Source organism: Chryseobacterium sp. NRRL B-14798 (assembly GCF_050470705.1).
Taxonomy (GTDB): domain Bacteria; phylum Bacteroidota; class Bacteroidia; order Flavobacteriales; family Weeksellaceae; genus Chryseobacterium; species Chryseobacterium cupriresistens.
Genome location: NZ_JBFLUL010000005.1, coordinates 2,951,124 through 2,977,173 on the forward strand (window position 1 = coordinate 2,951,124; position 26,050 = coordinate 2,977,173).

The following is a 26,050-nucleotide window of genomic DNA, read 5'->3' on the forward strand; positions in this document are numbered from 1 at the left end:
ATCCGGAAGTCCTTCACACCATATCAACTATAATAAAAAACTATTATTTAAAACTCATTGATCATCACATAAAAATGTCCGGAATACAGGCTGTTAGCAGTTTCTGAAATATTAGTGAGATTAATTGTAATACTCGAAGCAGAAGTCAGCCTTGGATTCGAGATGGAAAATGAGGAATTTCCAGGAAAGTCTCCTGCAGGAGAAACCACAACGACAGCTCTTGTAGAACCAGACTGATAACCTGCCGGAACCGGAATATCGATGGTTGTAGATTTTCCCGGAGGCAAATTATTAATCGAAATTCCGGGCCATGCTTCAAAACTAATCTGGCTCTTCTGGACACTGCCCCTTTCTCCCAATTTAAACTTACCGTTTACATCCAGCTTTGCAGAGACATTCGGAGCACTGGTACCAATACCTACATTTGCATTATCATTTCCCAGAACAATGGCATTGGCCTGTGAAGTCACAGCACCATATCCTACAGCTGTTGAAAATTGTCCCAAAGCATTGGCCTCCGAGCCTAAAGCAGTTGAATTCTGACTATTGGTTACCGCATTATATCCCAAAGCGGTCTCACTATTGGTATTTGTTTTTGCATTATATCCTAATGCGATCGATTGAAATCCATCTGCTGAAGAATTATTTCCTATAGCCACAGCTTCATTGCTGCCGGTTTGAGCATGAAAACCTATTGCTGCAGATCTAAAGCCTGCTGCAGTTGTTTTATTTCCTACTGCTAAAGCTTCATTTCCGGAAACTACGGTTGAGTTTCCAATGGATATTCCCATAAATGCTGAATTTGCATTTCCAAGAGCAATACCATTTTGCCCAGCAGCTGATCCTATTCCAAGGCTCACAGAATTATCAACCCCCAATCTTCCGGCTGTTAAAGCATTTACTTTAAAGATCAAATCATCATATGTTTTTGTTCCCAGAGCGAGGGTTGTATTGGCTGCACCATAATTTCCGGCATTCGTACCGGTAAGATTCCAGTATGATCCATCCTCTGTTTTAGTAGTATTTCCTCCGTTAGCCAGAATTTTGTTCCATTTTGATTCAAACCAATAGTAAAATCCGATGTCTTTTAATATTCCGTTTCCATTGTTCCATACGATAAGCCCATCTGCCGGTGAAGGAACAGTAACGTTGTCTGTAATGGTAACCAACGCAACACTTGGAAGAAGCACTCCCTTGTTGTACGCATTGATATCAAGCATTGCAGAAGGAGCAGGAGAAGAAGTTCCTATCCCAACCTGTGCACATATAAAACAGTTAAAAAAGAGTAAAAGAAGAATGTATTGTTGTTTATATTTTATTTGCATTACCTGCGTTTTTTGAGGATGCAAATATACGAATTTTTAATAATTAAGTGATTATATTAAAAATTTCATAATCAAAAACACATCAGTGTGATTAAAACGAAATTTATTCACAACACAATGAAAATTGTTTAATTATCAGATATTTACCAAACACAACATTCATTAGACTTTTCAGATATTTTACTCTTTACGCTTAATATTTCAAATTATACAATTAACAATAAAATTCACTGATTTTTGAATAAAGTTTAATTATTTTTCCCTGATAAAACATTCCTGTACATGGTCATTGACCATTCCGGTAGCCTGCATATGGGCATAAACTAGTGTAGATCCGACAAATTTGAATCCTCTCTTTTTAAGGTCTTTAGAAATACGGTCAGAAATCTCTGTCGTAGCAGGAACTTCAGACAATTTCTCCGGATTGTTATCGATTGGCTTTCCATCTACAAAACCCCAGATATAGTTGGAAAAGCTTCCAAACTCTTTCTGAACTTCCATAAATCTTTGAGCATTGGTAACCGCTGCAAGAATTTTAAGTCTGTTTCTTATAATTCCTGGGTTGTTCATTAATTCTTCAATCTTTTTATCAGAATAGGCAGCTACTTTTTTATAATCAAAATGATCAAAGGCCTTCCTGAAATTTTCCCTTTTGGATAAAATGGTATACCAGCTCAGGCCGGCCTGAAAGCACTCCAGAATCAGGAACTCAAATATTGTTTCATCATCATAAACAGGTCTTCCCCATTCTTCATCATGATACTTTCTGTAGAGATCATCTTTTTCGCACCAACCACAGCGGATTTTTTCCATAATTATCATATTTTACAGGTTAAAGTTACTATTGATTTTGAAAAGTATAACAAAATATTATGAAAAGTTTAACAATGACCTTCAGTTTTAGGAATGGTTATTGTTTAATTAGTATTACCAAATTAAAATTTATACTATTATGAACAATTCAGAGTACAACAAAGCGGAAAATGCAGTAAACAATGTAGAAAATTCTTTACAGAATGCAACGGACAAAGCCAAATGGAAAATCGATGAATTGGCAGATAAGGCTAAAGATTATATTAATGAGAAAAGGAATAATGATCAGGAAGCAAGCCAGGAAGACTGGCTAGACAGGGTAAAAGCTAATGTATCCGATGCCTGGGAAGATATTAAGGATAAAGCAGATGAGGCATGGGAAAAAACCAAAGATGCGGCGGAAGATGTAAAGGCAGAATGGAATAAGAAAACCAATTAGTATTTCAGTCATATAAATATTTTCAATAAAATGGAGTCTTAAATTGATAAGGCTCCATTTTTTATTATGCCATAAGCACAATTATTGTTACATTTGTATTATAATAAACATTAAAAAATTATGTCATACGGTTTACTTAAAGGCAAAAAGGGAATTATTTTTGGAGCCCTTAATGAACAATCTATCGCATGGAAAGTTGCTGAAAGATGCCATGAGGAAGGTGCTGAATTTATCTTATCTAATGCTCCTATAGCATTAAGAATGGGAGAACTTAATGGTTTAGCAGAAAAAACAGGTTCTGAAGTAATAGGTGCTGATGCTACTTCTGTAGAAGATCTTGAAAAACTTTTTGATGCCGCTGTTGCAAAATTTGGAAAAATCGACTTTATCCTTCACTCTATCGGTATGTCTATCAACGTAAGAAAAGGAAAACACTATACAGAAATGAATTACGACTGGTTGGAAAAAGGCTGGGATATTTCCGCTGTTTCTTTCCATAAAGTAATGCGTGTAGCATGGGAAAAAGACTGTATGAACGAATGGGGAAGCATTTTGGCGCTTACTTATATTGCAGCTCAGAGAACATTCCCGGATTACAACGATATGTCTGATAACAAAGCGTACCTTGAAAGTATCGCAAGAACTTTCGGAAACTACTGGGGAGAAAGAAAAGTACGTGTAAATACAGTTTCTCAGTCTCCTACAATGACTACTGCCGGAAGCGGTGTGAAAGGTTTCGGAGGATTCCTTGGATATGCAGAAGATATGTCTCCACTGGGAAATGCTACTGCTCTTGAATGTGCAGACTACTGTGTAACGTTATTCTCTGATCTTACTAAAAAGGTAACGATGCAGAACCTGTTCCATGACGGAGGTTTCAGCAGCTCAGGAGTTACTCAGAAAGTGATCAGTAAATATGACGCTGAAAAATAATGAACTGATAAAGTTTCATTTACAATACATAAGGCCCATGAAGTTTTTTCATGGGTTTTCTATTTTTATCATCTGAAGACAAATAAAAATCCGGCGGCCTCTTTGAGGCCGCCGGATCTGTCAAAAATAATATTAATATGATATTACAAAATTACGGTCTGTATAGAGTGCGCAGGAGCATTCAGTTTGGCAGCCATACCTTCTATCCATAGATTCGTTTCAATATCATTGTCTGAATCGTTCATGATAACGGTTACCAGCTGGCCGTTTTCGTTCATAAAAGCAGAAGATGTAAGCGCTGCTCTGTTGGAAGAGCTTCCGATTCTCTGCGCATTGGGTTTGATATATTTTGAAACATGGCCTATATAATAGTATTCATAGGTATAGAAAACCTCACCGGTTTTGGTATCTGCAATAATCGGGGCAAAGCAGAAGTTTCCCTTATGGTTAGGTCCTCCGGTTTCATCCAATAAAATATTCCAGTCAGTCCATAAAGCATTTCCTTTGTTAAAATCGTTCAGCATATTTTTGCTGTAAAGTTCCCCCAGACTTACATCATAGATTTTATCCATATTGAACTGTTCTTTACATCCTTCCGTAAAAGCCAGGAATTTATCAGGAAATGCTCTGTGTGTTTCTGCCAGATTGTCAAAAAGCTGCGTTTTATTATTCCATGTTTCATACCAGTGATACCCAATACCGCTGGCATATTTTGAGGTTTCAGGATCACTTAATGTAGTGGTTGCTCTTTGATAAATAAGGTCTCTGTTGTGGTCCCAGATCATAACTTTTTTATCTTTGTAACCGTTTTTCCAAAGCGTTGGCCCCAGGTTCTTTTTCAGGAATTCTCCTTCTTCTTCGGCAGTATAGATGCATGATTCCCAGCTTTGGGTAGCCATTGGTTCATTCTGAACGGTTAACCCCCAGATGTTGATTCCTCTCTTTTCGTATTCTTTGATGAATTTGATATAATAATCTGCCCATGTCTGGTAGTATTGATTTTCCAATCTTCCTCCTTTGTACAAACTTTTGTTGGATTTCATCCAGGCTGGCGGGCTCCAAGGCGAGAAATAGAATGTGAAGTTATTACCAATGGCTTTCTGAGCTTCTTTAATCATCGGAATTTTATACTTCTCATCATGAACAACGTTAAATGTCTTCAGAGAAGTATCATTATCCTCTACATAGGTATACGAATCGCTGGAGAAATCACAGGAATTCATATTGGTACGAACCACTGTGTATCCCAATCCGTTTTTTCCGAAATAAGCATCCAGAATTTCTTTCTGCTTATTCTTTGGCATTTTATAAAAAGTCTCTGCTGAAGCGTCTGTAATAGCACCTCCGATTCCTATCAGTTTCTGATATTTAAAACGGGGAGCCACAAAAATACAGGCCTCAGTTTCTTTAGGCTGTCCGAACTGTTCAAATGTAACGGTTCCTTTATCCGCCATCTTCTCATTCACTTTCGAGTTGGTAAGGATTACTTTAGCTGTTTTTCCTGCATTCTTCTTCCAGTAATTCTGAGCATTAACATTGATGAAAACGCCTACTACAAAACAACTTACAATTAATTTTCTCATGATTTTTTCTGTTTCCGGACCCTTCTGGTCCTCATTTTCATTATTTATTTTGATAGACTCTTACGTAGTCTATATAATACTTCTGTGGAAATACAGCATCATCAATGCCTTCTTTCCCACCCCAAAATCCACCTACTGCCAGATTTAAAATGATAAAGTAAGGTCTGTCAAAAGGCCATGCTTCATCGTTTTTCTCTCTGTTCACATACGTGAAAAATTTTTTATCATCTACATAAACATCAATCTTTTCAGGAGTCCAGTCTGCCTTATAGACATGGAATTTTTCGCTGGCATCTTTTACAAACAAGGTATCTGTTTTCTGTGTTCCCTGGATATGGTTGTATTTTTTGGTGTGAACAGAAGCATGTATAAATCCCTGATTGTATCCTACATGTTCCATAATATCCAGTTCACCGTCATCCGGCCATTTCTTCATATTTTCACTCATCATCCAGATGGCAGGCCATGTTCCACGTCCTTTGGGAAGCTTTGCTCTAACTTCTACTGTTCCACACTGAAAGGCAAATTTTCCTTTGGTTAAAAGCCTGGCAGAAGTGTATTTATTATTTTCCCAATTTTCTTTTCTGGCTTCAATGATAAGGTTTCCCTTTTCCATTCTGACATTCTCAGGTCTGTTTTTGGTATAAAACTGAGCTTCTTCATTTCCAAAACCTCCTCCTCCTACATCGTAATTCCATTTTGATGAATCAGGTAGCCCTTTACCGTTAAACTCATCACTCCATATCAGCGTTCTGCGGGCTTCAGGTTTTTGCGAAGCGCAATTCAAAACAGTAAGGAAAAAAATTCCTGCTGCGCATATTTTGATGATATTTTTAGCTTTGAGATTCATACATAAGTAGATTTAAGTTTTGGCTAAAGCCATTTTTTTCTGACTTTTGATTAAGCGGGCTAAAGCCCACTCTTATTGAATTGAATTGAATTCAATTTATTTTGTCCAGGTGATTCTTTTGGTCTGAACATGTTGAGAATCCGTCCCGACCATAATGTCAAATTCCCCGCCTTCCCAATCAAAATTCAAGTTATCATCATAGAATTTCAGATCTTCGGGAGTCAGTTTAAAATCGATCTTTTTGCTTTCTCCTTTTTTGATGAATACTTTCTGGAAGCCTTTCAATTCTTTTACCGGTCTGACTACTTTCCCGAAAAGATCCCTGATATACAGCTGTACCACTTCTTCTCCGTCATATTTTCCTGTGTTGGAAACCGTAACGCTGATATTCAAGGTCTGATTTCCTGTAAGGTTTGTGGAATTTAAAACCATATCAGAATATTTGAAATCCGTATAGCTTAAACCATATCCAAATGGGTATTTGGGATCATTATCAAGATCTATATACGCGGAAACATAGTTTCTGTCTGTATTATTTTTTGCAGGTCTTCCTGTATTGTAATGATTGTAGTACACAGGAATCTGCCCTTCTGTTCTTGGGAAAGTCATTGGAAGCTTTCCACCGGGATTCACTGTCCCGAACAAAACATCTGCAATAGAGTTTCCTGCTTCTGTTCCCAGCCACCATGTGTACATAATGGCAGGAATATTGTCTGATGCCCAGTTGAAAATCAGAGGCCTTCCGGCATTGATCATCAGGATGATTGGCTTACCTGTTTTGGCAATTTCTTTCAATAAATCTTCCTGAACACCTGTAAAACCAATATTACTTCTGCTTTTTGCTTCTCCACTCATCGCATGGCCTTCACCCAGCGTCATGATGACAACATCTGCTTTTTTCGCCGTTTCTACTGCTTCGGCAAACTGGCTTTTATCCTGATCGTCAACATTGCAGCCTTTTGCATATAATAAAGTAGCGTTTTTATCCAGCTGGTTTTTAATTCCGTCAAATTGAGAAACAATTCTTTGGCTGTCATCTTTGAAAGCAACAGACCAGAAACCGTGATTCGCTACCGTTTCTTTCCCGAAAGGACCAATCAGCGCAACTGTTTTTACACTTTTCGAAAGCGGAAGAATATTTCCCCGGTTTTTAAGAAGAACAATACTTTTAGAACCGAATTCTCTTCCGAATTTTCTGTTTTCCTGATTATCGGTCTGTTCTTTTTGTCTTTTTTCATTGCTGAATCTGTAAGGATCATCGAAAAGTCCCATTTCGAATTTCTTGGTTAAAATTCTACCCGCTGCATCATCTACCAGTTTTGCATCTACTTTTCCTTCTTTCACCAGTTTTGGAAGCTCTGCCATATACACACGGCTTTCCATATCCATATCACTTCCACCCTGTATTGCTCTTTCAGCAGCTTCAGCTCCATCTTTGGCATAACCGTGAGGAACCATTTCCCCGATACTTCCCCAGTCTGACACCACAAAACCTTTATAATTCCATTTTCTTTTTAAGAGGGTTCTCTGTATATATTGGTTGGCTGTTGCAGGAATTCCGTTAATATCATTGAAAGAGTTCATGAAAGTGGCCACTCCTGCTTCTGCTGCAGCTTTGAATGGTGGAAGATAAGTTTCATTCAATTGTCTGAGACTCATATCTACAGAATTGTAATCTCTTCCGCCTACAGCGGCTCCGTAGGCTGCAAAGTGTTTTGCACATGCCATTATGGCATCAAGACTTCCCAAGCCTCTACCCTGAAATCCTTTAATTCTTGCCAGTCCTATTTTTGTTCCAAGGTAAGTATCTTCTCCTGAACCTTCCATTACTCTTCCCCATCTCGGATCTCTGGCAATATCCACCATCGGAGCAAACGTCCAGTGAATACCGTAAGCGGCAGCTTCTGTAGCAGCAATTCTTTCTGACTTTTCAATCATGGCCAGATCCCAACTTGCCGCCTGTCCGAGATTGACAGGGAATGTGGTACGATATCCGTGAATAACATCCTGCCCGAACAGTAAAGGAATTTTCAGCCTTGACTGCATCGCCAGTTTCTGAAAAGCTCTGGTTTCCTCTGATCCTGCAACATTCAGCATAGAACCTACTTTTCCCTTCCTGATTTCTTCCAAAACAGCCGCGGAATTGGATTGCTGGGGTCCTGTAGCATATTCAAAACCACTATATTGCACCATTTGTCCTACCTTTTCTTCAAGGGTCATTTTAGACAGCAGCTCTGCTACTTTCTGATCAATGGTCTTCTGTCCGTAAGCATTCAATCCCAATGCAGAAAATGCCAGTAAGAAATAAACTCTTTTCATAGTATCAAATTAAAAAATATAGGTTGCTGTAGAACGTCCCGAAATTGTTACAGCAGCGGTTTTCCCGGCAAATTTAATATTAAAATTTTCATCTGCCTGATTATCGTTCTGCACAATTAAAACTATTTTCCCAAATTGAGTCTTAAAGGCAGCCGTTGAAAGCTTATCAGTCTGAGTGGAAGCGATACGCTGAGATCCTGCCGGAATAAATTTTGAAGCGTGTGCAATGATATAGTAAGAAACATTTCTGGTGAAATTCTCACTGTCGGAAACCGTTATGGCTCCTTTACACTCCGTACATCCGCCATCTGTATGAGGGGCAAATTTTGGATCGTTGGCAAGATTCCATTCCAAAGCTGTTTTGCTCCAGTTTCTCATAGAGCCTATGATTACATTTTTCGTATGCCAGTTCAGGTCTTCGGTAAAAGTGCCTTTTGAACCTGTCCATTGTTCAGTAAAGTATAAATTCTTACCCGGAAAAGCATTATGTACCGTACTTAATGCAGAAATATCGCCTTCGTACAGATGAAAAGCAGATCCATCTATATATTTGCCAGCTTCAGAATCTTTTAAAATATCAAGAGCATATTCAGGTTTGTTGCAATTGTGATCATACACAACAATTTTAGTAGTGATTCCGTTGGCTTTAAAAACCGGACCAAGATGGTTCTTAATAAAATCTCCCTGCTGCTCAGACGGCATATACAAACTTGGATTATTTCCGGGATGTAAAGGTTCATTCTGAGGAGTTACGGCATCAATGGTGATCCCTTCTTTTTTCATGCCCTGGATATATTTTACAAAATATTGAGCATACGTTCCATAGAATTCAGGCTTTAAACTCCCTCCTTTTGATTTACCGTTGTCTTTCATCCAAACCGGAGGAGACCACGGGGCAGCAATGATTTTAATGGAAGGATTAATTGCTAAAATTTCCTTCAACATCCCAATCAAAGCCTTGTCTTTTGCCAGATTGAATTTTGAAAGAGAAGGATCAGTCTGTCCTTCAGGCAGATCATCGTACGAGAATACTTCTCCATCAAGATCGGAAGCGCCAATACTCAGTCTTAAATAGCTGATGGATATTGAATTTTTATCATTTCCAAAAAGTTCGTTAAGCAGTGCTTTTCTTTTGGAAGGCGACAACCGGTTGATTACCTCAACACTTCCTCCTGTTAATGTATAGCCAAAGCCATCAATATATTGAAACTTTTGAGTATCATCAATTTCAATATTCTGAAAGCTGTTGGAGCTGTTTACAAATTTAACGGAAACCTGCTGTTGTAATTTTACACTTTCATCCCCTTTTGTAAGCCAGTACTGCACTTCATTTTCTTTATTGGAAGCCACTGAGGTACAAGATAAAGAAAAAAGGGCCACACCACTAAGCAGTGCGGCACCTCTAAAGAAACTATATAAGTTGTGAAACTTCATATTTTAGTAACCAGGATTTTGTTTTAAAGCTGTATTCGGCAATTCATTGAAAGGAATTGGAAGAATTTCATTTTTATTGGCTTTAAATCCTTTGAATGCAAGTACTGATGGAGCATCTCCCCATCTTACAAGGTCAAACCATCTGTGTCCTTCTCCGGCAAGCTCTCTTCTTCTTTCATCTTTAATAGCCTGTAAAGAAACAGGAACTGATGGTAACCCAACTCTTGCTCTTACTGCATCTAATAATGCCTGTGCTCTTGCTCCGGTTGCACCTAATGCTTCAGCCTCCATTAAATAAGTATCCGCCAATCTGATGGCAATATAATTTTGCCTGAAATTAAGCTCAGGAGGCCCTGGAAGTGATGTTTTTAAAGCGTTTGTAGGTAAATACTTGTTGAGGAAGTATCCGGTATCTGCAAAAGCAGGCGTATAAGTAACCTTACCCTCTGTCACCAGTTTTTTTGCATTGAAAACGGTAACGTCCAGTCTTGGATCTCCCTGCATAAAAGTGACAAAGTTCTCTGTTACGGTATTAAATGCCCAACCGGAATAGATATCCGGAGCATTGTTATTCGGGATATCTTTTAAGAAATAAGAACGAGGTCCTACCATCACATTGATAGAGTTTCCTTCGTCTTTTCCCTGTCCCCAGAATCCCCAGTCAGAGCTTCCTTTATTGGTATGCATTACTTCAAGAATTGATTCTGATGGGAATTTGTATTTGTTTGGATCCTGGTCAGTTTCCAATGCAACTTTAAATAAATCTGCATAATTTGCCACAAGTTTGTAGCCATACTGGCTGGTTCCTCCTGGCGTACCATTTACTTCAGCAAATTGTGCGGCGGCCTGGGGCATTTTTTTATCATAAAGATAAATTTTACCTAATATAGCTCTGGCCGTTCCCTGCGTGATTCTCCCCTTATCACTGATACTCGGCGTCATCATAAGGTCTGGAATAGCAGCAACAATATCGCTTTCTATCTGTGCATAAACATCACTTGGCTTGGCCTGTGGAACGTTCCAATAATTATCATCGAACTTTATGGTATTAAGAATCAAAGGAATATTTCCAAACATTCTTAGTAATTCAAAATAATATAAAGAACGAAGGACTTTAGCTTCTGCAATATATCTTTTTTTAAGATCCTCATTCATATTTGCCCCCGGAACTCTTTCTATTAAAAGATTAGCACGGGCAACTCCCTGATAGTAATCTCTCCAATAGCTGGCTGGCATTGTATTGGCGTTGATCATATAGTTATTCATTCCCTGGATACCCGCTCCGTCATTGGAATTTCCCCCACCGGAATAAAAATCATCAGATCCTGCATTAAAGAATGTTACGGTATTTTCAAATCCAGCCGAATACTTTCTTAAAGGATCATATACGGAGATCAATGCACTGAAAGACTGCTGCTCATTCTGAAAATATAAATCTGTATTAAAAGATCCTGAATTCTTTACATCATCCAGATAGGAATCACTACAACCGATATTGGTAAAACTCAGACCTGTCAGAAACGCTACGGCAAGTCCTTTATATATTAAATTCTTATTTTTCATTTTGTTGGTCATTAAAATTGAATATTAGCTCCTATAAGGAATGTTCTAGCTTGTGGATAGTAAGCTCTGTCTACACCGATAATATCCTGCTCAGAATTATTTCTTCCCGCAATTTCAGGGTCATATCCTGTATATTTTGTAAAAGTAACCAGGTTCTCTCCTGTGATGTACAGTCTTACCTTGCTCATTCCAAAACGTTGGGTAACATCCTGAGGAATAGTATATCCTAGCTGAACAATTTTCAGACGCACATAATCTCCTTTCTGAAGGTAATAGTTAGACATCCATGAATAGTTGTGGTTAGAATCAGTGCGGGTAAGTCTTGGATTATCATTGGTAGATCCCTCACCTGTCCATCTGTCTAAGATTCTTGTCTGGTAGTTGGCATCAGGCAAATCCAATCTTCTTAACCCCTGGAAAATCTTGTTACCAGCCTGTCCTTGCGCAAACATCATCAGATCAAAATTCTTATAGCTCATATTCACGGTAAGTCCGAAAGTATATTTTGGGATAGAGCTTCCTAAGTTTACTTTATCATTGTCATCAATTTTACCATCTCCATTATTATCCTGCCAGATAAAGTCCCCAGGTTTTGCATCGGGTAATAATTTTACACCATTGGCATTTACATAATTGTCAATTTGTGCCTGATTCTGGAAAACCCCACTATATGTTTGTCCGTAAAATGATCCGTAGGGCTGCCCTACTGCTACTCTGGATACCGCTCCCATGGTCTGGAAAGAAGCCAGGTTAAAGTATTCAATATCATCCTCTAGTCTAAGAACTTTATTTTTTATGGTTGCGAAGTTACCATTAACCGAAATGCTGAAATCTTCCCAATTTTTCTTGTAGCCTAATTCAAGTTCAACACCTGAGTTTTCCATATCTCCTACATTTGCCCAAGGTGAAACAGGAACTCCTACATAACCAGGGATATTGATTTGTCTGAGAATATCAGTAGTCTTCTTTTTGTACCAATCTGCTGTTAAGGTAAAGTTGTTGAATAATTTCAGATCTGCAGCAATATTCAGCTGGCTGGTCTGTTCCCACTTCAAATTAGGGTTTTCCAAAGTACTTTTCGCATAACCAATGATGATATTATTACTGGAGTTGGTATAATTACTACCGGAAACCATGAAACTTGCAAATCTGAAGTTATCCATTTCGTCATTCCCTAACACTCCGTAACCTCCTCTTAATTTTAAATTATTAACAACTTTGTTCTCCGGCCAGAAGTTTTCTTTATGAACGTTCCATCCCAGTGACATAGATGGGAAAGTTCCCCAGTGCTGGTTGGTAGCAAATTTTGAAGAACCATCTCTACGGATTGTTCCTGTAAATAAATATTTATCTGCATAATCATAAATGATTCTACCAAAATAAGATGCTTTACGGGTCTCGATTCCGTCCCATCCTTTTGCTGTGATATTTTCTCTGGGAATATCAAAATTGAAGGAAGCATCCTGCCAGTTATCAATAGGAAGGTTACTGTAAGTCAAACTGGCACCACCGGCAATGTTGTATCGGTAAACACCCTGCCCAACCATGATATTGATGTTGTGATCACCAAACTTGTTCTGATAGGTCAATGTATTTTCCATGCTCCATTCGAACTTATTTTCATCCACCTTATTCAAACTGTTAAAACCGGTGTTATTAAAATTTGGGCTTAAATAATATTTCGGTGTAAAGGAGCGGCTTCCCCAATAGGATTTCTTACCATTTAAACTTGTTTTGAATGTAAAGTGATCTAGAAACTTGAGTTCTGCAAAAACGTTCCCCACAAAATCATCAGACCAGTTATAATTACCTTGTTGTATATGACGGAAAGCCTGCGGATTGGTCATCTCGTTATTTACATATGGGGAAATTCCGTAAGGACGTCCCTCCGAATCACGGATGATATAAGGACTTTTATAACCATCCGAATCTACCATTGACCAATCTGTCACGACAACCGGAGTGATAGGATCCAGGTTTACTGCTGAAGCCAACGGTCCTCCAAATTCTTCGTTTGCACTTACTCCCTGAGACTTCACGTGTGTGTACGCAAAGGTTTGCCCTATGGTCAGGTAATCTGTAACTTTATGGGTTGAGTTAAATCTTGCATTGATTCTTTTGTAATAAGAAATATCACTCATTACAATACCAGTCTGATCAAAATATCCAAAAGAGGTATAGTAGGTGGATTTTTCATTCCCTCCGGTAATGCTTACTTCGTGAGAAGATTTTTCACCGGTTCCGAAAATAGCATCCTGCCAGTTGGTACCTTTCCCAAATGATTCAGGATTAGAAAATCTGGGTGCCTGTCCGTCATTAACAAAACCTTCATTAATAACTTTAGCATATTGTGTAGCATCTAGGAGATCCAGTTTTTTGGATGCATTTGAGAAACCATAAAACCCGTTATAAGAAAGACTAAGTTTTCCTCTCTTTCCTTTTTTGGTTGTCACCAGAATTACTCCTTTTGCTGCAGAGACTCCATAGATTGCAGACGATGCTCCGTCCTTTAACACTTCTATACTTTCTATATCTGACTGGTTAAGCCATCCGATATTGTCTACCACAATACCATCTACTACCCACAATGGGCTGTTACTTCCAGCTCCAAAACTGGTAATCCCTCTTACACGTACAGTAGCAGCAGCACCAGGCTGTCCCGAATTCGTAACAACAGAAACCCCTGCAGCTCTACCTTGCAATACCTGTTCAGGCTTACCTGCCGGTATGTTTTCAATGTCGCTGGCTTTAATACTCGCAATAGCTCCCGTTACATTACTCTTTTTCTGAGTACCGTAACCGATGACTACCACTTCGTCTATTTTGTTTTCTTTCGCAATTGTGTCCTTCGCCTTGGTGGTCTGGGCACTGAAGTTGGCCGTAAAATAGAGGACGGCAACCACTCCTACGCTTCTTGATATTCTTACATTCATATACAGTTATTGTTTAATTCTCAAATTGAGACAATAAAAATATATTTTTTTTCAATTAATTAACATTCTATTCATAAAAATTTTAATTTTTCTTTTATTTTTCAGGGTTAGAAGCCCTATCTTCGCATCAATATTTCATAAAATATCATAAAAAATTAATAAATTCATCTCCCAAAATGACCACCAAGCCTTCCAAAATTTCTCTTCCGTTAAAACTTACCTTTCTCATTTTTTCAATGGTTTTAAACTGTATGGGGTTGGTGATTCTACAGCTGTCTGAAGAGAAAATCACCTACGGAGAACTGGGGTTTTTAGAATCTTTTAAAGATCTACCCATTGCTTTTATCTCGCTTTTTGCAGTGAGCTTTATCAATAAGACAGGACCTAAAAAGGCATTAATCCTTGCCTTGGCCATTGTTGGATTCTGTTCCTGCCTTCTTCCTTTTGTAAAGGTTTTCTGGTTTTATAAACTGTGGTTTGCGATTATAGGAGCCTGTTTCGCTATTGGTAAAATCTGTGTTTTTGGAATTATCAGGAATAATATTTCGGATGAAAAATCCCTGGCAAAGACCATGAATAATGTAGAAGCCTCTTTTATGATCGGAATTTTCGTGGTTAATACCGGTTTTGGGTGGATAATTTCCAGCCAGTACTCGGAATTCTGGAAGTTTGGTTTCCTGATGATTGCTTTATTATCAGCATTTACCATTTTTCTGCTGTCAAAGATAGAAGTAGCAGATTCCAGGCCTATGGAAAACAAAAGCATTCTCTCAGAACTTTCCGGGTTTACCACACCTACGGTAGCTTTATTTTTAGGAGTGATCTTTTTTATCGTCTTTGTAGAGCAGGGATTCAATTCATGGCTTCCTTCTTTTTATAAAAACCATTTGAAGGTCAATTCTTTTTTTGCGCTTCAGGCCACTTCTTTTCTATCCGTCTTTTCTTATGCCGGACGAACGGTTACTGCCAATATCATCAAAAGGTTTTCATTGCCCAGATATTATATTACATGTATGGCTCTTATTATCACCTTACTGATTATTATACTGGGGATACAGTATTTTGATTCGGAGGATTCCAGCTATTTACTTTTTTTATTTCCGGTTATTGGTTTGTTTCTTTCCCCCCTCTACCCTGTAATCAACTCAAAAATGATTGCACAGGTGGATAAAGACAAGATTAATCTTTTCACCTCGCTTATTGTTATTTTTTCTTCTCTGGGCAGCTCTGTAAGCTCTATCATTATGGCTGTTTTATTTGAAAAACAGCTGTTGAATTATTATCCATTATACATCTTATCTTCTGTAATTCTGCTTTTTGTGATTAGTTTTATATATTTTACTGTCACAAATAGAAAATAGTTTTATTTTTACTGCCATGAAAATTAAAGACACAAAAAGTAAAGAAACGCTACAGGAACTCATTGACACGAAAGATTTCGTAGCGCATATTTCCGTTGACTGCACCATATTCGGCTTTCATAATAACATTCTGAAAGTTTTGCTTTTAAAATATCATGATCTGGATCTATGGTCACTTCCGGGTGGTTTTGTTTTTAATGATGAGGACCTGAGAGAAGCTGCTGAAAGGGTTTTGTTTGAAAGAACCCATCTTAAAGGATTATTTTTGAAACAGTTTCACACCTTTGGAAGAATAGACCGTACGGAGAATAATGTACATCAGATCCTTCTTAAAAATAAAGGAATAACCGTTCCTGAAGATCACTGGATATTCCAGCGTTTTGTTACAGTAGGTTACTGCAGCCTCATTGATTTTTCACTGGCTGATACTTTCCCTGATGCTTTCAATGAAAGCTGTGAATGGTTTGAAGTCAACAACCTGCCTAAAATGGCATTCGACCACGACAGAATTATAGAGACAGGTCTTGAATACCTGAGAATGAATATCAATACAGAGGTTGCAGCAAGTAACCTGCTTCCTGAAAAATTTACCATGAAAGATCTTCAGGCTCTTTATGAAACTATTTTAGGACAGAAATTCAGAAGAAATAATTTTCAGCGAAAAATTTTAAGTTTAAATATTCTGGACAGAATGGAAAAACTCTATGACGGCTCGGCCAATAAAGCTCCTTATCTGTATAAATTTAAAACTAAAGTTCATAATTCTACCAATCAGTATCCCATCTCTAATGATGAGGAATCATAAAAATATAAATTTAACTCAAATTATCAACAAAGTAGCAGTAGCCCCCTGAAAATCAATAGTAAAACAAGTTTTTAAAAAAATTTTCAGAACATCACGAAAAATGTTACTTTTAACCAAATCAAAAAATCATGTCATATTATCCTCTTACAAGCATCCCTGATTATTATGGAATTGATGCTTTACTTACTGAAGAACATAAACTAATCCGCCAATCTGTGAGAGACTGGGTTGAAAGTTTTGTAATGCCGCAGATAGATCAGGCCGCTCAAAATCATACAGATCTTCCTAATCTTATGAGAGAATTGGGGAAAATCGGAGCATTGGGACCTTATATCCCGGTTGAGTATGGCGGTTCAGGATTAGACCAGATTTCTTATGGTCTGATTATGCAGGAGCTGGAAAGAGGAGATTCTGCAGTACGTTCTGCTGCTTCGGTACAGAGTTCATTGGTGATGTTCCCTATTAACGAATTCGGTTCTGAAGAACAGAAAAAGAAATACCTTCCAAAGCTTGCTGCGGGAGAAATGATCGGATCTTTTGGATTGACTGAGCCTAACCACGGTTCTGATCCTGGTTCTATGGAAACTTATTTTAAAGATATGGGAGATCATTATCTTTTAAATGGGGCAAAAATGTGGATCACCAACTCTCCTTTATGCGACATCGCTGTAGTATGGGCAAAAAATGAGGAAGGCAAAGTACAGGGATTGATCGTTGAAAGAGGTATGGAAGGTTTCACCACTCCTGAAACTCACAATAAATGGAGCTTGAGAGCATCCAAAACCGGAGAACTGGTATTTAACAACGTAAAAGTTCCCAAAGAAAACCTGCTTCCGGGAGTAACAGGACTGAAAGGACCTTTATCTTGTCTGAATTCTGCAAGATATGGAATTTCCTGGGGAGTAATAGGTGCTGCTATTGACTGTTACTGTACTGCCGTTCAGTATTCCAAAGAAAGAAAACAGTTTGGAAAACCAATCGGTTCTTACCAGCTTCAGCAGAAAAAATTAGCTGAATTCTTAACAGAGATTACAAAAGCTCAGTTACTGTGTCTTCAGCTAGGAAACCTTAAAAACGACCATAAGGCAACTCCGGCCCAGATTTCAATGGCTAAACGTAACAACGTGAAAATGGCAATTGACATTGCAAGAGAATCAAGACAAATCCTAGGAGGTATGGGAATTATGGGTGAATTCCCGATGATGAGACATGCCGCAAACCTGGAATCTGTAATTACTTATGAAGGAACACATGACGTTCATTTACTGATCACTGGATTGGACATCACAGGAATCAACGCTTTCTAAAAAATATACCAATATAAATAATAAAGAGTCTGGCCAATGGTCAGACTCTTTTGTTTACTCACTTTGCAGGGATTTTATATTCAATGAATAATTATTGATCTTATAAAGTTTTTGTTGTTTTATTAAATTTATTACTTTAATACCACGCAAAAACAAACAATATGAAAAAAATCACAACTTTTTTACTAAGTCTTACAGCTCCATTTTACTTTGCACAGCAGGCGGGTGATGTTGTAAGTGCCGAACAGAAACTGGATTTAACACCACAGGGAGTCATCAATTTTATAGCCAATAATCTTGGCGATCAGAATGCTCCTGAGTTTGCCAATTACCTGAACAGTTTCAATATCGGGCTGAAAGGATACAAAATCACTTATTACACCAAAAATGAAAACAATGTTCTTGTAAAAGCTACAGGACTATTGATGTACCCTAACGTACCTTTCAAACTCTCAACAGTAGTATCTGACCATGGAACTACAGACAGCAGGCACAATGTTCCGTCTAATTTCAAAGGGGCTTTAACAGCAGGATTTGTTGTTGAATTATCCTATGTACTCAACGGGTATATTCTGATGGCCCCTGATTACGTAGGGATGGGAACCGGGGACGGAACTCACCCATATGTAGATTATGCCACAGAAGCCGGAGCTACCATAGATTTCATTACCGCTGCCAATAAAGTACTGGCACAACTGAACATCAAACGTTATGATGAATATTTCCTGGCCGGATATTCTCAGGGCGCACATGCTGCAATGTCTACCTTAAAAAGATTAAGCATTTCAAATCCTGATAATATCAAATTCAAATATGCTTACATGGGCGACGGCCCTTATGATTTTTCAGGAGTAACTTTAAATAAAGGAGTCCTTGAAAAAGATATTTATCCTTTCACCTCATTCCTGGCGAATGTCCTTCATACCTGCAACAATACGGGATATAAAACCTATAATAATGACATTTCAGAAGTTATTTCTGCAGAATATCTGGACAAATACAACTATCATGTCGTTCAGGATAACGGCGGACTTTTGTGGGGCCCTGTTATATGGAGAAAGCTCTTTACCACCAGCTTTGTAAACGATGTCACCAATAATCCCAATAACAAGCTCAGACAATGCATGAAACCTAAGGATGTGTATGACTGGTACAATAAAACGCCTATGACACTGGGTCATTCAACTGTCGATTTAGCCATTCCGCCTGAAAATACCTCCAAAACTATTGATGTTCAGCGGGGTTACTATCCATGGTGGGATCTGAACAAGTATAAACTGGATTCCTTCTACTGGGGACCGCTAGGACATGTAGGTGGAATTCTGCCTTTCACTTTAGCTTCCAATGCAAAGTTCAATACCCTGAGAAGCGGCGGCCTTCTTAATGAATGGGCGATTGCAGGTTCAATTTTCGGTAAGCAACCGGAGAAAACTTCTGAAAAACCTTCCCTTCTGTCTTCACAGATAAAACCGGACCTAGGCAGTATGCAGCTGGTTGAAATTACAGATTTCAATAAAGAAAAAGCCCAGAGCAGAACAGCCGGTAGTCAAAATTTATCTGATTTAAAAGACGGAGTTTATTTATTGAAAGTATCGGAAAACAATGAAGATAAAATAATTCCATACATCAAAAACACACCTCAGGAAGTTACCGAAAACGAAATTGTACAATCTGTGAATGCATCCCTTTTGCAATTAAAAGTAGATCAGGAGGAACTTACTGCTGTACATATTTTTGATGAAAATAAAACCCTGATCAAAAGTATTTCCAAAAAACAGTATCGGGAAACCGGAGGAATCAATATTCAGAATCTTGAAAGCAAAAACTATACGTTTGAAGTTGTTACTCCATACTATAACCTTCAGTTCAGTAAATCGGTGGGAGGAACAATATCATCGGAAAACAGTACTAATATTTATACTCAGAGACAACAAATTGTAGCTGCATCCACCAATGATATTAAAAATATTACTATTTACAGTATATCTGGCTCTCTGATCGTTCAGCAGAACGTTAATAAACCAGTGTTTGAATCCAGAAACTTAGAATCAGGAGTATATCTTGTACAAGTCACTCTTTCTAATGAAAGAATCATCAGTAAAAAAGTAAAACTATAAATCAATCACTCCTCTATATCTTTATTTCAAGTTAATTTTTGGCACTTCAGATGAAGTGCCTTTTTGAAATATTATAAATGGAGCATATCCTTAAAACTTAAATCCGACACTAAAATATATTCTTGAAAAATCAAGTTGACTGTTTCTGGAAATATTCATGCTGATAGGACCGATAAGCGATTCGTAGCCCAGGTTCAATCCGTACCCAAACATATCAAAACTGTCATTAAAAGGAGAAAACTCTTCACTCACCTTTCCATAGCTGAATGAAGGAGTAAGATAGAGTTTTTTCATAATTCTGTACTGAAATGACACAGCAGCCTTAGCCACAGAAGTCATCGGAAGTTCTTTTTGACGAAGCCCGTTGAATTCGGGGCTTAGCAGATCATAATTATATTCACTCCCACCCAGGTTATACTTTTGATTCAAAAACAAATACGGAACCTTATCTTCTTTCTTGGAACCGAAACTCGTTCCTAGAAACACATTCGCTTTTACTGTCAGTCTTCTTGTGATGGGGTAGAAAAAGTTCTCATTCAGTGTAAATGAAACGAGATTTTTAGGTTCAAAATAGTAAGACTCTTTCGGATTAAGAATCAGATAAAGGAGAGGCTGTACTGTATTCAGATCATAAAGTTCATACTGATCTCCATAGTAAAATCTTGTGCTCACCTGAAGATGATTCCCCCTGGTTGTAAAATACCTTTTATTAAGATTATTCTGTTCAAATTTCAGGAAAGTATTGAAATTGCTGTGATTATAGAGCTTTTTGCTATAATTATCTACTTTTGACTGATCTACTTTATCCAGTAAGCTGTACATTCTTTCCGTACTGAATTCCGTTCCCAGAGACAGGTAAGAATTGGGATTGATATTATAATTCAGTGCAATTTTTCCGGTTATGTTACGGTACATATGGTTCGGAAAACGGTCGCCGCCATCTTCACTTATATCATATAACCTGAAGTTCAGGTCATTACTTTTAAGATGAACCATTTTAGCTTCCAGATCCAGCCATAAACGTTCACCACTGTCTAAAAACTGCTGGTAAGCAACTTTAGCTTTAAAACGTTCGGAAATATCTACTGTTGCCAGAAACCTGGATCTGTTCAGGAGAATATTTCTGTACGTATAATTGACAATAATTCCGACGGACTGTTCCGTATCATAGTGCAACGCCAGTTTAAATGCTCCCTTTTTTGCTCTTTTCACAAAAACATTCATCACAAGACCGTCGTCTACATTCGTGTAGGTATAATACACCTTTACATACTGCCGCATTCCGAAGACCCTGTCTATAGCCTCATTAATGGTTTTTACATCGTAATACTTCCCTTCCGTAAGCCCCATCTGCTTTTTCAGCACTTCAATTTCTGCAGCATCTGTAATGGGTGTTCCGTCTTCTTCGTTAAAAGTAAATTTTGTTGTAGGCAGTTTCACTTCTTCAATCATTGTATGCTCATACCTAATTCCGGCTTTGCGCTGAGCTTCTGCCAGGGCGACAAACTCAGGAAGATGCTTTCTCGCCTCCATCTCTCCTATTTTTATGATCCTTCTGAATTTGGCAAAATCTTTCGTTGTAATTTCTCCCAGTGGATCTACAAAGTCGACCAGAATATTTGATAATTCTTTCTGATGTTTAAAATCTTCTACAGAGCGGATGGCATGAGTCTGATAGATCATCTTCATCGGATTTTCAATCTCTTTTTTCGTAAAAAGTCTGAATCCGGTGTAGCCTCCGATCACAAAACCGGCACCCATCTCACGAACTTCATTGGCCGGATAATTACGATCCAGACCGCCATCAACCAAAAGCTTTCCATCAATATAAACAGGAGCAAAAGCGGCAGGAATAGCCAGCGTAGAGCGAATAGCCAGTGGTAATGATCCTTCTTTCTGCATTACCAGACCGCCATTTTCAATATCGGAAGATGTAAGCTGCACAGGAATTCTCAGTTTACTGAAATCGTTGATATGCTTTGCGTTGAAAGTAAGCGTATTAAGAACTTCTCCCATGTACTGCCCTTCAATATAAGAGCTTGGAAGAGTCGGAAACCCTCTAACTACAGGAAATTCAAGGATATACTTGTCATATTCATCTTTTTCACTGATATTGACTTTGTTATAAGGAATTTTATTACTCAGAATTCTGTTCCAGTCCATTTTATAAATGGTATGCTTCATCTGGTCAGCATTATACCCCATCGCATATAATCCGCCAAGAATTCCTCCCATACTGGTTCCTGTAATGTAGTCTACTTTAATTCCCAATGAATCGATCATTTTCAAAATCCCGATATGGGCAAATCCTTTCGCACCGCCGCCACTGAGCGCAAGGCCAAACTTAGTATCTTTGGTTACATTCTGAAGCACAATATTCAGGGAATCATTCTTTTGCTGAGATTTGATAATGAGAGAAAAAGCAATGGCTAAAAATATCAGGATCTTTTTCATTGGTGCTGCTTAATGTATCTGATTTAAACTTTATAAGTTTTTAATAAGTAGTAAAGATACACAAAAAGTTACCTGCTTTATCACAACATTTCGTGAAGTAAACGATTCTAAGCCAGCTTATTTATTAAGAATAAACAGAGAGAAAAAATATACTAAGACTAAAATTTTTAATATGTTTTTATCGTTTCCACGAAATTGATATCCGGATTCAGGATTTCAAGAATAAGACTTTTAACTGATTTCATGGCATCATCAATATTTCCTTTATCAAACTGCAGGGCAACCATTCCCTTTTTAGCATCTGCAAAACTCCAGATTCCGGTTTCAATCGGGAAACCCCAAAACTCAGGAAGGTGCTGTACCACGTAATGATAAATACAAAGCTGAAGGGCCTGCTTCCTGTCGCTGTTATGGAAATATTCATCTACGTTATCCTGATCTATCTTTACAGTAAGATTTTTAGTCCTGGCGGTTTTATAATCAATAATTCTCAGAGTACCATTCAGTTTATCAATCCGGTCAATGAATCCAAAAAAAGAAATTTTATCATTTCCATCAAGAGGAAAATCGATGTTTTCAAACCTTCTTTCGATATCAATAATCTCCAGTTTATTACCTTGCTTTATGAGTTCAAGATCATGATTCAGCACATTTTCAATGACCTTTTTAGCAATGGCCTTATGGATATAATTCATCCCTTTTTCATAAAATTCCGGCTGGTGTTTCAGTTTTTCAATAGCAATATTTATATATTCATCTACTGCTTTAACTGAATTCTTTAAATCACTTTCTTTTAAAACCTTACCCTTTAACACCTCATACACTTCTTGAAGTGAATAATGAACCAGATTTCCGTAATTTTTTATCGATAGTTCTTCTTCAATTTCATCCGTTTCCGAAGTATTTAAAATCTTGGAAAGGTAGAAATCAATCGGATTGTAAAGATAACTCGTCAGGTGGGAAGCAGATACTTTTTCCTTCCATTTTTGAAGACGTTCCTGTACAATTTGTGTCTTGGAAATTTCTATCGGTTTGGTGGCAATAGGTTCAGAGGAATTTTCAATAATGAGATGTTCGATCTCATGAGAACTTTCCATTTCGATCTGTGTAATGAAACGGCTCTTCTCTCCGGTATTGACTCCGGAACTTAAAGCATTGTATAGTAAATGTACATTCTTCGCATCCTGAATCAGTCTGTAAAAGTGATAGGCATAAATGCTGTCATTTTCAAGAAAAGTATGAAGATCGAAGAACCTTCGGATATCAAAAGGAATATAGGTATTCTGGGAATTTCCAAGAGGAAGTTTCCCTTCGTTCACAGAAAGCAGAATAACGTTTTCAAAGTTCAGGAGACGCGTTTCCAGTAATCCCATGATCTGAAGTCCTCTCAGAGGTTCTCCCTGAAAATCGATACTTTCAGAATTGATATGCTGGTTGATCAGGATTTCCAGCGTTTCCATTTTGATCTCAATATTGTAGGGAGTCAGCTGGTTTTTGATGATTCTGAATGCATTTTCAAAGTGAGAGACATTCTCATACTGAATATCATCTATTTCGAGCCATTTTACCTGCTGGCAGAACTCAATAAGCATATCCAGGTAGCCGTTGGTTCCAGTTGCTTTTTGAAGAAGACCATAATAAGACAGTCCGCTCAGCAGTTCATGTAAAAGTTTTCTGGAAATATAAACGATATTCCGCTCTTCTACTTTAGCTTTAAACTCATTGATAATCTGTTCATCTTCTAGAGATTTCGGCAGTTCTTCCAAAATAGGAAAGACATCTCTGTAATAATAAGACAGTTTGTTTTTTTCCAATTGCTTCTGCAGGTAGAAAAGACGTTTCACTGCATTGGAGAATGATAAATTTTTTAATGGGAATCCCATCGTAATATTCAAATTATCAACACCATGCATTACATCAAGACTGGCTGGAAGAAGGTTTTCATCCAGGAGTACAACTGCCGTATTGGAGTAAGTTTTATTATTGATCTCTTTAAAGATCTCAGGCAGTACTTTGGTCTGGGTTACATTTCCCGATACTTCGTAGACCTTAATTTTTTTAGGTTGATTAAAATCGTCTTCTATCCATTGGAAAGCTCTGTTATCATCAAATTCTTTCCATGTTTTATGATTTCTAAGGAATTTTCCGGCTTCCTGTCTTTCATCATTAAAATAATAACGGTCTGCCTGAAAGAAACACAGCGCTTTATTCCACTGCAAAAGGCTTCTTACCAGCTTTTCTTCTACCGGAGTAAAGGCATTGAAGCCACAAAAAACAAATTCTTCCTTGGTATTTTTCGCAAAATCAGCAATTCTGGCTTTAGCCGCCTCATGAATCATTCCGGAAGTAGCCCAGTTTCTCTCCTGCAGTCTCTCTTTTAAAACTGGGAGAAAAACATTCATATTCTGCCAGAAATTAAGAAACTTCTTTCTTGGAACATCGTCATCCTCTCCAAGGTCCTGAGCCCATTCTTTGATTCTTTCTTCATCAAACATATACTGCAGAACTGCCTGATCACTGTCTGAGAATTTCAGGATATCATCCCAGTCCTTCTGCAGTGTAGGAAACCATTTCAGAAAATCTGAAAAATCATCCCTTGGAATAAGGTTCAGGCTTCTGTAAACATCAAAAGAGAAAAGCCACAGCGGAATTCCCTGAATCGTCTGTTGATCGGCAATTTTATTGATGAGTTCCTCTATTGTAAAAAAGTTAGGAAGAAATCCTGAGTAATTATTTTCTTCCAGAATCTGTCTGATAAACACAATGGGACGTTTTCCGGGCAGAATGATATTAAACGCAGAAAGATCCGGGTTTTGTGCTAACAGTTCGTGGATGATCTTATTGAGGAATTTCAAAGGGCTTGGTAGCTTTTTAAGTTGTCGAGTTGTTCAGAAATCGACTGATTATATTCGGTTTGTTTTTCTTTATCAAGTCCATGACGGGTTTCTCTGTCGTAGGCCATCTGGAAATTCTTATAATCAACGGATATCCCATCGTAAATTGCTCTAAAATATTTATTGTAGTCTCCTGAATTTTTGATTTTTTCAGCAACTGCTTTTCTGAATTTTCTTACAAACAATTCTGCAATATCAAAATGCTTCTGCTCATGAAGGAGAATATAATCATTCATTCTTTTGGCATCTTTCCATGATTTATCTTCATGAAACAGTGTTTTGATAGTAATGGCAACCGGTGCTTTGGGATCGGAAGATTTTTCAGCATAAAATTCCCATCCACAATGGGTGTATGCTGCCACATCAGGATTCTTTTTCTTGTTAACCGGACTTTTAAAATTATCCCAGGTTAGCTTTTTGCCTTCCTCCCAGAAAATTTTCTGCCCGTACACCACCTGCGCTGCCAGTAAACACAATACAAAAGTTAATCTCATTATTCTACTACAATGGTTTTTGTAATCCAGTTGTTTCCTCCATTCCAGAATTTAAAAGTATAGGTTCCTTTGCTTTGCGGGCTGAAGTTAATCTGATTTGCTCCCACATATTTTCCTTGTGTGCAAGGGCCGTTGGTAATATATTTATAGGAAGTAACTGTTCTTTCCAGGTTATTATTGTAAACATAATCATATCCGTAAAAGCCTTCACAATGAGACGGATAGGTGGAATACGTTTTTATGCTCTGTATCGCGTAAACGTCCATGGTATCATTAACAATTTTTACGCTGTCTATCTTGATTTTATCAATAGATTCGATGGTATGGTAATCATCATCATTACACGAAACCAGAAGCACGCCCAACAGGAATACTGAAGATCCAATATTTAAAAGTTTTTTCATAACCTTTACTTTTCTGATTATT

General features: G+C 37.8%; 18 protein-coding genes. 6 read left to right on the forward strand and 12 right to left on the reverse strand.

Annotated features, from left to right (window positions below):
- Positions 1-47 precede the first annotated feature (47 nt).
- Entirely contained in the window at positions 48-1,325 is a 1,278-nt protein-coding gene (locus AB1278_RS13765; protein WP_429815011.1) for a hypothetical protein, read from the reverse strand.
- A 252-nt stretch (positions 1,326-1,577) separates the two neighbouring features.
- Entirely contained in the window at positions 1,578-2,138 is a 561-nt protein-coding gene (locus AB1278_RS13770; RefSeq protein WP_429815014.1) for a DNA-3-methyladenine glycosylase I, read from the reverse strand.
- A 139-nt stretch (positions 2,139-2,277) separates the two neighbouring features.
- Between AB1278_RS13770 and AB1278_RS13775 the strand changes: the two genes are divergently transcribed.
- Both AB1278_RS13775 and AB1278_RS13780 read left to right on the forward strand, forming a co-directional pair.
- Complete coding sequence (locus AB1278_RS13775) at positions 2,278-2,577, forward strand: hypothetical protein (RefSeq protein ID WP_114821904.1); 300 nt, start codon at positions 2,278-2,280, stop codon at positions 2,575-2,577.
- A 120-nt stretch (positions 2,578-2,697) separates the two neighbouring features.
- Entirely contained in the window at positions 2,698-3,510 is an 813-nt protein-coding gene (locus tag AB1278_RS13780; RefSeq protein WP_202842680.1) for an enoyl-ACP reductase FabI, read from the forward strand.
- A 143-nt stretch (positions 3,511-3,653) separates the two neighbouring features.
- Here AB1278_RS13780 and AB1278_RS13785 read toward each other — a convergent pair whose 3' ends face one another.
- The 6 genes from AB1278_RS13785 to AB1278_RS13810 form a co-directional block, all read right to left on the reverse strand.
- The gene (locus AB1278_RS13785) at positions 3,654-5,093 is read right to left on the reverse strand and encodes a glycoside hydrolase family 30 protein (RefSeq protein WP_202842681.1); all 1,440 of its coding nucleotides are present in this window, start codon (positions 5,091-5,093) and stop codon (positions 3,654-3,656) included.
- Positions 5,094-5,133: 40 nt separating this feature from the next.
- The gene (locus AB1278_RS13790) at positions 5,134-5,943 is read right to left on the reverse strand and encodes a glycoside hydrolase family 16 protein (RefSeq protein ID WP_429815019.1); all 810 of its coding nucleotides are present in this window, start codon (positions 5,941-5,943) and stop codon (positions 5,134-5,136) included.
- Between the two features lie 96 nt (positions 5,944-6,039).
- Positions 6,040-8,262 carry a beta-glucosidase BglX gene (bglX, locus tag AB1278_RS13795; protein ID WP_429815022.1) on the reverse strand — a complete coding sequence of 741 codons (2,223 nt, stop codon included), beginning with the start codon at positions 8,260-8,262 and terminating at the stop codon, positions 6,040-6,042.
- Positions 8,263-8,271: 9 nt separating this feature from the next.
- Complete coding sequence (locus AB1278_RS13800; RefSeq protein ID WP_202842686.1) at positions 8,272-9,696, reverse strand: glycoside hydrolase family 30 protein; 1,425 nt, start codon at positions 9,694-9,696, stop codon at positions 8,272-8,274.
- A gap of 3 nt (positions 9,697-9,699) precedes the next feature.
- Positions 9,700-11,259: a RagB/SusD family nutrient uptake outer membrane protein gene (locus AB1278_RS13805; RefSeq protein ID WP_429815025.1), complete on the reverse strand. Its 1,560-nt coding sequence runs from the start codon at positions 11,257-11,259 to the stop codon at positions 9,700-9,702.
- Positions 11,260-11,270: 11 nt separating this feature from the next.
- On the reverse strand, positions 11,271-14,192 hold the full coding sequence (locus AB1278_RS13810) for a SusC/RagA family TonB-linked outer membrane protein (protein ID WP_429815028.1): 2,922 nt from the start codon (positions 14,190-14,192) through the stop codon (positions 11,271-11,273).
- 176 nt (positions 14,193-14,368) lie between these two features.
- Between AB1278_RS13810 and AB1278_RS13815 the strand changes: the two genes are divergently transcribed.
- The 4 genes from AB1278_RS13815 (at position 14,369) to AB1278_RS13830 (ending at position 19,782) form a co-directional block, all read left to right on the forward strand.
- Entirely contained in the window at positions 14,369-15,553 is a 1,185-nt protein-coding gene (locus AB1278_RS13815) for an MFS transporter (RefSeq protein WP_343644038.1), read from the forward strand.
- A gap of 16 nt (positions 15,554-15,569) precedes the next feature.
- Positions 15,570-16,358, forward strand: coding sequence for an NUDIX hydrolase (locus AB1278_RS13820; RefSeq protein WP_110008647.1), 789 nt, complete (start codon positions 15,570-15,572; stop codon positions 16,356-16,358).
- A gap of 128 nt (positions 16,359-16,486) precedes the next feature.
- Complete coding sequence (locus AB1278_RS13825) at positions 16,487-17,665, forward strand: acyl-CoA dehydrogenase family protein (protein WP_110008646.1); 1,179 nt, start codon at positions 16,487-16,489, stop codon at positions 17,663-17,665.
- A 161-nt stretch (positions 17,666-17,826) separates the two neighbouring features.
- The gene (locus AB1278_RS13830) at positions 17,827-19,782 is read left to right on the forward strand and encodes a T9SS type A sorting domain-containing protein (protein WP_429815033.1); all 1,956 of its coding nucleotides are present in this window, start codon (positions 17,827-17,829) and stop codon (positions 19,780-19,782) included.
- Positions 19,783-19,872: 90 nt separating this feature from the next.
- Here AB1278_RS13830 and AB1278_RS13835 read toward each other — a convergent pair whose 3' ends face one another.
- The 4 genes from AB1278_RS13835 to AB1278_RS13850 all read right to left on the reverse strand — a co-directional run bounded on the left by AB1278_RS13835 (position 19,873) and on the right by AB1278_RS13850 (position 26,028).
- Positions 19,873-22,236 carry a patatin-like phospholipase family protein gene (locus tag AB1278_RS13835; protein WP_411413300.1) on the reverse strand — a complete coding sequence of 788 codons (2,364 nt, stop codon included), beginning with the start codon at positions 22,234-22,236 and terminating at the stop codon, positions 19,873-19,875.
- A gap of 167 nt (positions 22,237-22,403) precedes the next feature.
- A complete protein-coding gene (locus AB1278_RS13840; RefSeq protein ID WP_429815037.1) occupies positions 22,404-25,091 on the reverse strand; it encodes a PD-(D/E)XK nuclease family protein in 2,688 nt (895 codons plus the stop codon).
- Positions 25,088-25,624 carry a DUF922 domain-containing protein gene (locus tag AB1278_RS13845; protein WP_137903962.1) on the reverse strand — a complete coding sequence of 179 codons (537 nt, stop codon included), beginning with the start codon at positions 25,622-25,624 and terminating at the stop codon, positions 25,088-25,090. Before AB1278_RS13845 ends, AB1278_RS13840 begins: the two co-directional genes overlap by 4 nt.
- Complete coding sequence (locus tag AB1278_RS13850; RefSeq protein WP_429815041.1) at positions 25,624-26,028, reverse strand: hypothetical protein; 405 nt, start codon at positions 26,026-26,028, stop codon at positions 25,624-25,626. The genes AB1278_RS13845 and AB1278_RS13850 overlap by 1 nt, the downstream gene beginning before the upstream one ends.
- Between the last annotated feature and the right edge of the window lie 22 nt (positions 26,029-26,050).

Excerpts from the sequence above, each read along its gene's own strand:
- AB1278_RS13785 (WP_202842681.1), bottom strand. The coding sequence starts at position 5,093 with ATGAGAAAATTAATTGTAAGTTGTTTTGTAGTAGGCGTTTTCATCAAT.
- AB1278_RS13800 (WP_202842686.1), bottom strand. The coding sequence starts at position 9,696 with ATGAAGTTTCACAACTTATATAGTTTCTTTAGAGGTGCCGCACTGCTT.
- AB1278_RS13780 (WP_202842680.1), top strand. The coding sequence starts at position 2,698 with ATGTCATACGGTTTACTTAAAGGCAAAAAGGGAATTATTTTTGGAGCC.
- AB1278_RS13775 (WP_114821904.1), top strand. The coding sequence starts at position 2,278 with ATGAACAATTCAGAGTACAACAAAGCGGAAAATGCAGTAAACAATGTA.
- AB1278_RS13845 (WP_137903962.1), bottom strand. The coding sequence starts at position 25,624 with ATGAGATTAACTTTTGTATTGTGTTTACTGGCAGCGCAGGTGGTGTAC.
- AB1278_RS13825 (WP_110008646.1), top strand. The coding sequence starts at position 16,487 with ATGTCATATTATCCTCTTACAAGCATCCCTGATTATTATGGAATTGAT.
- AB1278_RS13765 (WP_429815011.1), bottom strand. The coding sequence starts at position 1,325 with ATGCAAATAAAATATAAACAACAATACATTCTTCTTTTACTCTTTTTT.
- AB1278_RS13835 (WP_411413300.1), bottom strand. The coding sequence starts at position 22,236 with ATGAAAAAGATCCTGATATTTTTAGCCATTGCTTTTTCTCTCATTATC.
- AB1278_RS13830 (WP_429815033.1), top strand. The coding sequence starts at position 17,827 with ATGAAAAAAATCACAACTTTTTTACTAAGTCTTACAGCTCCATTTTAC.
- AB1278_RS13820 (WP_110008647.1), top strand. The coding sequence starts at position 15,570 with ATGAAAATTAAAGACACAAAAAGTAAAGAAACGCTACAGGAACTCATT.
- AB1278_RS13815 (WP_343644038.1), top strand. The coding sequence starts at position 14,369 with ATGACCACCAAGCCTTCCAAAATTTCTCTTCCGTTAAAACTTACCTTT.
- AB1278_RS13805 (WP_429815025.1), bottom strand. The coding sequence starts at position 11,259 with ATGAAAAATAAGAATTTAATATATAAAGGACTTGCCGTAGCGTTTCTG.
- AB1278_RS13790 (WP_429815019.1), bottom strand. The coding sequence starts at position 5,943 with ATGAATCTCAAAGCTAAAAATATCATCAAAATATGCGCAGCAGGAATT.
- AB1278_RS13850 (WP_429815041.1), bottom strand. The coding sequence starts at position 26,028 with ATGAAAAAACTTTTAAATATTGGATCTTCAGTATTCCTGTTGGGCGTG.
- AB1278_RS13810 (WP_429815028.1), bottom strand. The coding sequence starts at position 14,192 with ATGAATGTAAGAATATCAAGAAGCGTAGGAGTGGTTGCCGTCCTCTAT.
- bglX (WP_429815022.1), bottom strand. The coding sequence starts at position 8,262 with ATGAAAAGAGTTTATTTCTTACTGGCATTTTCTGCATTGGGATTGAAT.
- AB1278_RS13770 (WP_429815014.1), bottom strand. The coding sequence starts at position 2,138 with ATGGAAAAAATCCGCTGTGGTTGGTGCGAAAAAGATGATCTCTACAGA.